Annotated in this window: 6 protein-coding genes; 2 read left to right on the plus strand and 4 right to left on the minus strand. The window is 70.2% G+C overall.

Going from position 1 to position 5,862, the window contains the following annotated elements:
- Positions 1-326, plus strand: a 326-nt coding sequence (locus VFW69_RS03585; RefSeq protein ID WP_526498248.1) for an arginine deiminase family protein, incomplete at its 5' end; no start/stop codon positions are given.
- Positions 327-330: 4 nt separating this feature from the next.
- Here VFW69_RS03585 and VFW69_RS03590 read toward each other — a convergent pair.
- Entirely contained in the window at positions 331-1,869 is a 1,539-nt protein-coding gene (locus VFW69_RS03590; RefSeq protein ID WP_526498258.1) for a dolichyl-phosphate-mannose--protein mannosyltransferase, read from the minus strand.
- Positions 1,870-1,950: 81 nt separating this feature from the next.
- On the opposite strand from VFW69_RS03590, the gene rsmI reads away from it, so the two are divergent.
- A complete protein-coding gene (gene rsmI / locus VFW69_RS03595) occupies positions 1,951-2,787 on the plus strand; it encodes a 16S rRNA (cytidine(1402)-2'-O)-methyltransferase (RefSeq protein WP_526498250.1) in 837 nt (278 codons plus the stop codon).
- Between the two features lie 10 nt (positions 2,788-2,797).
- On the opposite strand, the gene VFW69_RS03600 is transcribed toward rsmI, so the two are convergent.
- The 3 genes from VFW69_RS03600 to VFW69_RS03610 form a co-directional block, all read right to left on the minus strand.
- Positions 2,798-4,048, minus strand: coding sequence for an aminodeoxychorismate synthase component I (locus VFW69_RS03600; RefSeq protein ID WP_526498252.1), 1,251 nt, complete (start codon positions 4,046-4,048; stop codon positions 2,798-2,800).
- 50 nt (positions 4,049-4,098) lie between these two features.
- Positions 4,099-5,010 (minus strand): RNA polymerase sigma-70 factor, encoded by a 912-nt coding sequence (locus VFW69_RS03605; protein ID WP_526498254.1) that lies wholly within the window; start codon positions 5,008-5,010, stop codon positions 4,099-4,101.
- Positions 5,007-5,862, minus strand: an 856-nt coding sequence (locus tag VFW69_RS03610; protein WP_526498256.1) for an NAD(P)/FAD-dependent oxidoreductase, incomplete at its 5' end; no start/stop codon positions are given. The genes VFW69_RS03610 and VFW69_RS03605, both read right to left, overlap by 4 nt.

The following is a 5,862-nucleotide window of genomic DNA, read 5'->3' on the forward strand; positions in this document are numbered from 1 at the left end:
TTCAGCGCACGCCCGAAGGGGTCGCCATCAGCGAGGAGGCCCCGTTCCTGGAGGCGGCGGCCAAGGCTATGGAGATCGACAAGCTGCGGGTCATCGATACAGGCCTGGATCCTGTTGTCGCCGAACGCGAGCAGTGGGACGACGGCAACAACACGCTGGCGCTGGCACCTGGTGTGGTCATCGCCTACGAACGCAACGTGCAGACCAACATTCGTCTGCGGGACGCGGGCATTGAGGTGCTGACCATCGCGGGATCCGAACTGGGTACCGGCCGCGGCGGGCCCCGGTGCATGTCGTGCCCGGTCGCCCGCGACCTGCTGGCCTAGAATGCTAGCGCCAGCTGGGCAGCCAGATCTCCATATTCCACGTCTGCTGCGAAATCGGCAGGCCGGTGAGCACCGGGAATAGCCACGCGAAGTTGGTGACCACCAACGCCACGTAGGCGCAGACGGCGATCAGCCCCAGCGTGCGTCGCTCCGAATTCGCCTGTAGCCGCAGCCGCCGGGGCGGGGCGCCCGGGGTGTAGAGAATGTCGCCGCAAATAAGCGCGATGGCCATCACCAAGAACGGCGCCATGGTCGCGGCGTAGAAGAAGTACATCTGCCGGTCGATGTCGGCGAACCAGGGCAGCCAGCCCGCGCAGTAACCGACCAGCACCGCGGCGTAACGCCAATCGCGGCGCACCAGCATGCGCCACAATGCGAAAAAGAGGACGGGCACCGCCAGCCACCACATCGCCGGGGTGCCCACCAGCATCTCGGCCTTGACGCACGATTGCGCGCCGCACCCAGCGACGTTCTGCTCGTCGATGGCATAGAGCACCGGCCGCAACGACATCGGCCAGCTCCACGGTTTCGATTCCCACGGGTGATAGTTGCCGGCGGAATTCGTTAAACCCGCATGGAATTGGAACGCCTTGGCGCTGTAATGCCAGAGCGATCGGATGGCGTCGGGCAGGGGCACCACCGACTGGGGGCCGATCGTCTGGCCCACCTCGTGGCGGTCGATGGCGGTTTCGGAGGCGAACCACGGTGCGTAGCCGGCCAGATACACCAACACCGGCATGACGGCCACCGCATACGCGGTCGGGACGAGGTCGCGCCGCAAGGTCCCGAGCCAAGGCCGGGTCACCTGGTACTGGCGCCGCGCGGCCACGTCGAACGCCAGCGACATGGCGCCGAAGAACAGTACGAAGTACAGGCCGGACCACTTTGTGCCACAAGCCAATCCGAGGAGGATCCCGGCGCCGAAGCGCCACCACCGCACGCCCAGCCGCGGCCCCCACGCCGTGTCGGCGTTGCGGCCCTCCTGCAGCGCGATGTGCATCCGCTGCCGAACCTGGTCACGGTCGACGATCAGCGCGCCGAACGCCGCGACCACGAAAAACGTGAGGATGCCGTCCAGCAAGGCGGTCCGCGAGGCCACAAAGCTGACGCCGTCGCAGATCACCAGCACACCGGCGATCGCACCGATCAGCGTCGAACGGCTGATCCGCCGGACGATCCGCATCACCAGCGCCACCATGACCACGCCGAGCAATGCGCCGGTGAACCGCCAGCCGATGCCGCTGTAGCCGAAGATCGCCTCGCCGAGGGCGATCAGTTGCTTGCCGACCGGCGGGTGGACCACCAGGCCGAACCCGGGATTGTCTTCCACGCCGTGGTTGTGCAGGACCTGCCAGGCCTGCGGCGCGTAGTGCTTTTCGTCGAAGACCGGGGTGCCGCCATCGGTGGGTGAGCCCAGGTTCAGGAACCGGGTCACCGCCGCCACCAGCGTGATCACACCGGTCACCACCCAGCCGCGGACCTGATCGGTCGGCCCGAAATCGGCCACCGGCACCAGCGGCCCGGGGCTGACGACGGGCACCACGTGCTCCTCGTCGGCACCCTCCATGTTCAAGGCGGATTCGCGGGGCGGGGCGGTCATCACGTCGATCGTAGGCTGTCAACCATGACCACCGGCCGCCTGTTGCTGGGCGCGACGCCTCTGGGCCAGCCGTCGGATGCCTCCCCCCGCCTGCTGGACGCCCTGGCCCGAGCCGACGTGGTGGCCGCCGAGGACACCCGTCGGGTGCGCACCCTGGCCAAGGCCCTCGACGTGCGGATCACCGGTCGGGTGATCAGCATGTTCGACCAGGTCGAGAATGCCCGGGCGGAGTCCGTGATCGAGGCGATCCGCGCCGGCGCGACGGTGCTGGTGGTCAGCGACGCCGGGATGCCGCTGATCAGCGACCCCGGCTACCGGCTGGTGACAGCCTGTGTCGAGGCCGGCCTGCCCGTGGGATGCCTGCCGGGACCGTCGGCGGTGACGACCGCGCTGGCCCTGTCCGGTCTGCCGGCCGAGAAGTTCTGCTTCGAGGGGTTCGCGCCGCGCAAGAAGGCGGCGCGGCGGACCTGGCTGGATTCACTGGCCGACGAGCGGCGCACCTGTGTGTTCTTCGAATCGCCGCGCCGGTTGTCCGCCTGCCTGCGGGAAGCGGTCGAGCGGCTCGGCGGTGCACGCCGGGCGGCGATCTGCCGGGAGCTGACCAAGGTGCACGAGGAGGTGGTCCGCGGATCGCTCGACGAGCTGTCGGCGTGGGCGGCCGACGGTGTGCTCGGTGAGATCACCGTGGTGCTGGCCGGCGCCACCCCGAGCGCTGACCTGCCGTCGCTGGTCGCCGATGTCGAGGAGCTGGTCGCGGCCGGCACCCGCGTCAAGGACGCCTGCGGTGAGGTGGCCGCCGCCCATCCAGGGGTGCGTTCGCGCCAGCTCTACGACGCGGTGCTGCGGTCGCGACGCGACTGAGGCTGCTCGGTCAGCCGGCCGGGCTCGCGGCGGCGATGGACGGCAGCCCGACGATGGGGGACGCCTTGTGGAGGCATTCGGCCCACTCGGCGTCCGGGTCGGAGTCGGCGGTGATGCCGCCGCCGACGCCCAACACCGCGCCACCCGCGGCATCGAATTCGACGGTGCGGATCGCGACGTTCAATTCGCAACCGGCCACGGGTGATGCCAATCCGATTGTGCCGCAATATATTCCACGGAGATTCGGTTCCCATTGCGAGAGCAGTTGGCGGGCACGGTGTTTGGGCGTCCCGGTGACCGAGGCCGGCGGGAAGGTGGCGTCCAGCAGCGCCGACGTCGGCAGCTCGGTGGGGACCTGCGCGGACACCGTCGACACCAGGTGCCACACGCCCGGGGCCCGTCGCACCACCAACAGTTCGGGCACGGTCACCGTGCCGACGATCGCCACCCGGCCCAGGTCGTTGCGCACCAGGTCGACGATCATGATGTTCTCGGCGACCTCTTTGGCGGATGCGCGCAGCGCCGACGGCCAGGCATCCAGGGGCAGCGTGCCTTTGATCGGGCTGGACGTGACGACCGTGCCGCGCCGCCGCAGGAAAAGCTCCGGCGACAGCGATGCCACCGCACCCCACGTGCCGGCGACGTAGGCCGCGCGCGCCGGAGAGTTGCGCGCGACGCCGTCGATGAAGAAGTCCAGCGGAGCGCCGGTGACGGTCCCGGTGAACTGCGTGCAGACGCACGCCTGGTACACCTCGCCGGCGCGGATGGCTTCCAGGCAGGCCAGCACCCCGTCACGATGTGCCGCCCGGTCGGCGATGCCCCAATCGATGTGGCATTCGCGCGCCGCGGCCGCCGACGCGGCCAGCGCGGTGGCGAGCCACTGCGGCATCGGCGCGCCGGAGAGGCTCTCGTACCACCAGTGGCCGTCGCGGTCGCGGCGCAGCACGCAGTCGGTCCAACCGCCGGCGGCCGCGGGAATGCGGTTGGGCTGCGCGTCGGCGCCGGGGTCGGGATAGGACAGGTAACCGATCCAGCCGCCGCCTACAGCGTGCGGCTCCAGCGTCCGCGACGCCTGGACCGCGAACACGTCGTCGACGTGCACGGGGCGCACCGACAGGCTCGGCGCGATCACCGCCAGGGCGCCGAACCACTCACCGGTCAGCGCGGCCGGCGCCGGCAGACCGAGCCGGCGGGTGGCGTCACCCAGGGCGCGCAGCACCTGGGGTGCGGCGCCAAGATCGCCGAGCCGGTCGATTCGCACAGCCCTAGCTTGTCAGAGCGGCGGCGTTTCGCACCCCCGTGTCCGCTCGCTCAGCCGCGGCTGATGTCGCGGGCGGTGGCCAGGGCGGCCAATTTCTGCGGGTTGCGCATCACATAGAAGTTGGTGATCTTGTCCTCGGCGATTTCCAGCGTGATCACGCCTTCGAGCTGTTCGTCGAGGTAGAGCAACACCGCCGGGGCGCTGTTGCAGGTCACCATCTCCACCCGCATCGTGCCGAGGGCCGGGGCCCGGCGCATCAGGCCGGCGATCGCGCGGGCGACCTTTTCGGCGCCGACTACCGGCCGGCGGGCGGCGCTCACCACGCCACCGCTGTCGGCCGTCCAGGTGGCGTCCGGGGCGAGCATCGTCATCAGCGCCTCCACGTCACCTCCGGCCGCCGTCGCCAGAAACTGTGCGGTGATTTCGGCGTTGCGTTCCGGGTCGACCGAGTCGAATCGCTTCCGTCGGGCCCGCACGTGTTCGCGGGCCCGGTGCGCGACCTGCCGCACGGTGGGCGCCGGCCTGCCCACCGCCTCGGCGATCTCGCCGTAGTCGAAACCGAACACCTCGCGCAGCACGAACACGGCTCGTTCGTCCGGGCTCAACGTCTCCAGCAACACCAGCATCGCCATCGAAATCGACTCCGCCAGAACGACGTCGGCCGAGGCATCCTTCTCGTCGAGCAGCAGCGGCTCGGGCAGCCATGGCCCCACGTAATCCTCGCGCCGGCGAGCACCGGCCCGCAGCGAGTTCAGCGCCTGGCGGGTGACCAGCTGGGCCAGGTACGACTTGGTGTCGCGCACCGTCGCCAAGTCGACCACCGCCCACCGCAGATAACTGTCCTGCAAGACGTCGTCGGCCTCGGTCGCCGAGCCCAGCATCTCGTAGGCGATGGTGAACAGCAGTGGCCGCAGCAAGGTGAACCGTTCGGCGTGCTCGCTGCCGGTCGGTGCCTGCGTCATCGCGTGGCGACCGCCTCGCCGGCCGGTGACTGCGCGGGCCGCTTGCCGCCCTTGATCCAGCGGTACGAACCCGGCTTGGCGGCCTCCCGCCGGATCGCCCACAGCGTGCCCTTGCAGATCGCTTCCTTGACCGACGCCGCAGTCCGACCCCCGAGGAACATGTTCACCGGGGTGTCATCGGTGTGGGAGAACTGCACGGTGGCGTGGGTGCGACCCAGGCTGATGCACTGCCCGGCGAACGCCTGGCTCAGCGCCGCGGGATCGTCTCCGGCGATGCGGCTGATCACGGTGTTGGCGGCCTGGACACCCATCGGGCCGGCGGCCTGGCAGCTCATCCGCAGCGGCTGGCCGGACGGCGCGGCGGCGTCACCCGCGGCGACGACACGCTCGTCGTCGATGCTGGTGAGCGTCTCGTCGGTGAGCAGCCGTCCCATCGCGTCGGTGTGCAGGCCGCTGCGGGTGGCCAGGTCCGGCACGGCGAATCCGGCCGTCCAGATGGTTGCCGCGCTGGGCAGCACCACGCCGTCGGTGAGCACCACCGCATCCCAGCGCACCTCGGCCACCGCCACGGACTCCAGCACGTTGACACGCAGGCCTCGCAGCCGCTTGGCCACCGAACGCCGGCCCCGCTTGCTCAGCGACGGACCGAGCACCGGGCCGCAGACCAGGGTCACCGGGCGCCCGCCCTCGGCCAGCTCGGAGGCCGTCTCGATGCCGGTCAACCCGCCACCGACCACGGTGATGGGTGCGGGCAGCGGCAGATCGGTGAGCGCGTAGTGCAGCCGCTGCGCGCTTTCCAGGTCGGCGACCGAATGCGCGTATTCGGCGTAGCCGGGCACCGTCGTTGCGGTC

The organism is Mycobacterium sp., assembly GCF_036273375.1.
In the GTDB taxonomy this organism is placed as follows: domain Bacteria; phylum Actinomycetota; class Actinomycetes; order Mycobacteriales; family Mycobacteriaceae; genus Mycobacterium.

Excerpts from the sequence above, each read along its gene's own strand:
- rsmI (WP_526498250.1), top strand. The coding sequence starts at position 1,951 with ATGACCACCGGCCGCCTGTTGCTGGGCGCGACGCCTCTGGGCCAGCCG.
- VFW69_RS03605 (WP_526498254.1), bottom strand. The coding sequence starts at position 5,010 with ATGACGCAGGCACCGACCGGCAGCGAGCACGCCGAACGGTTCACCTTG.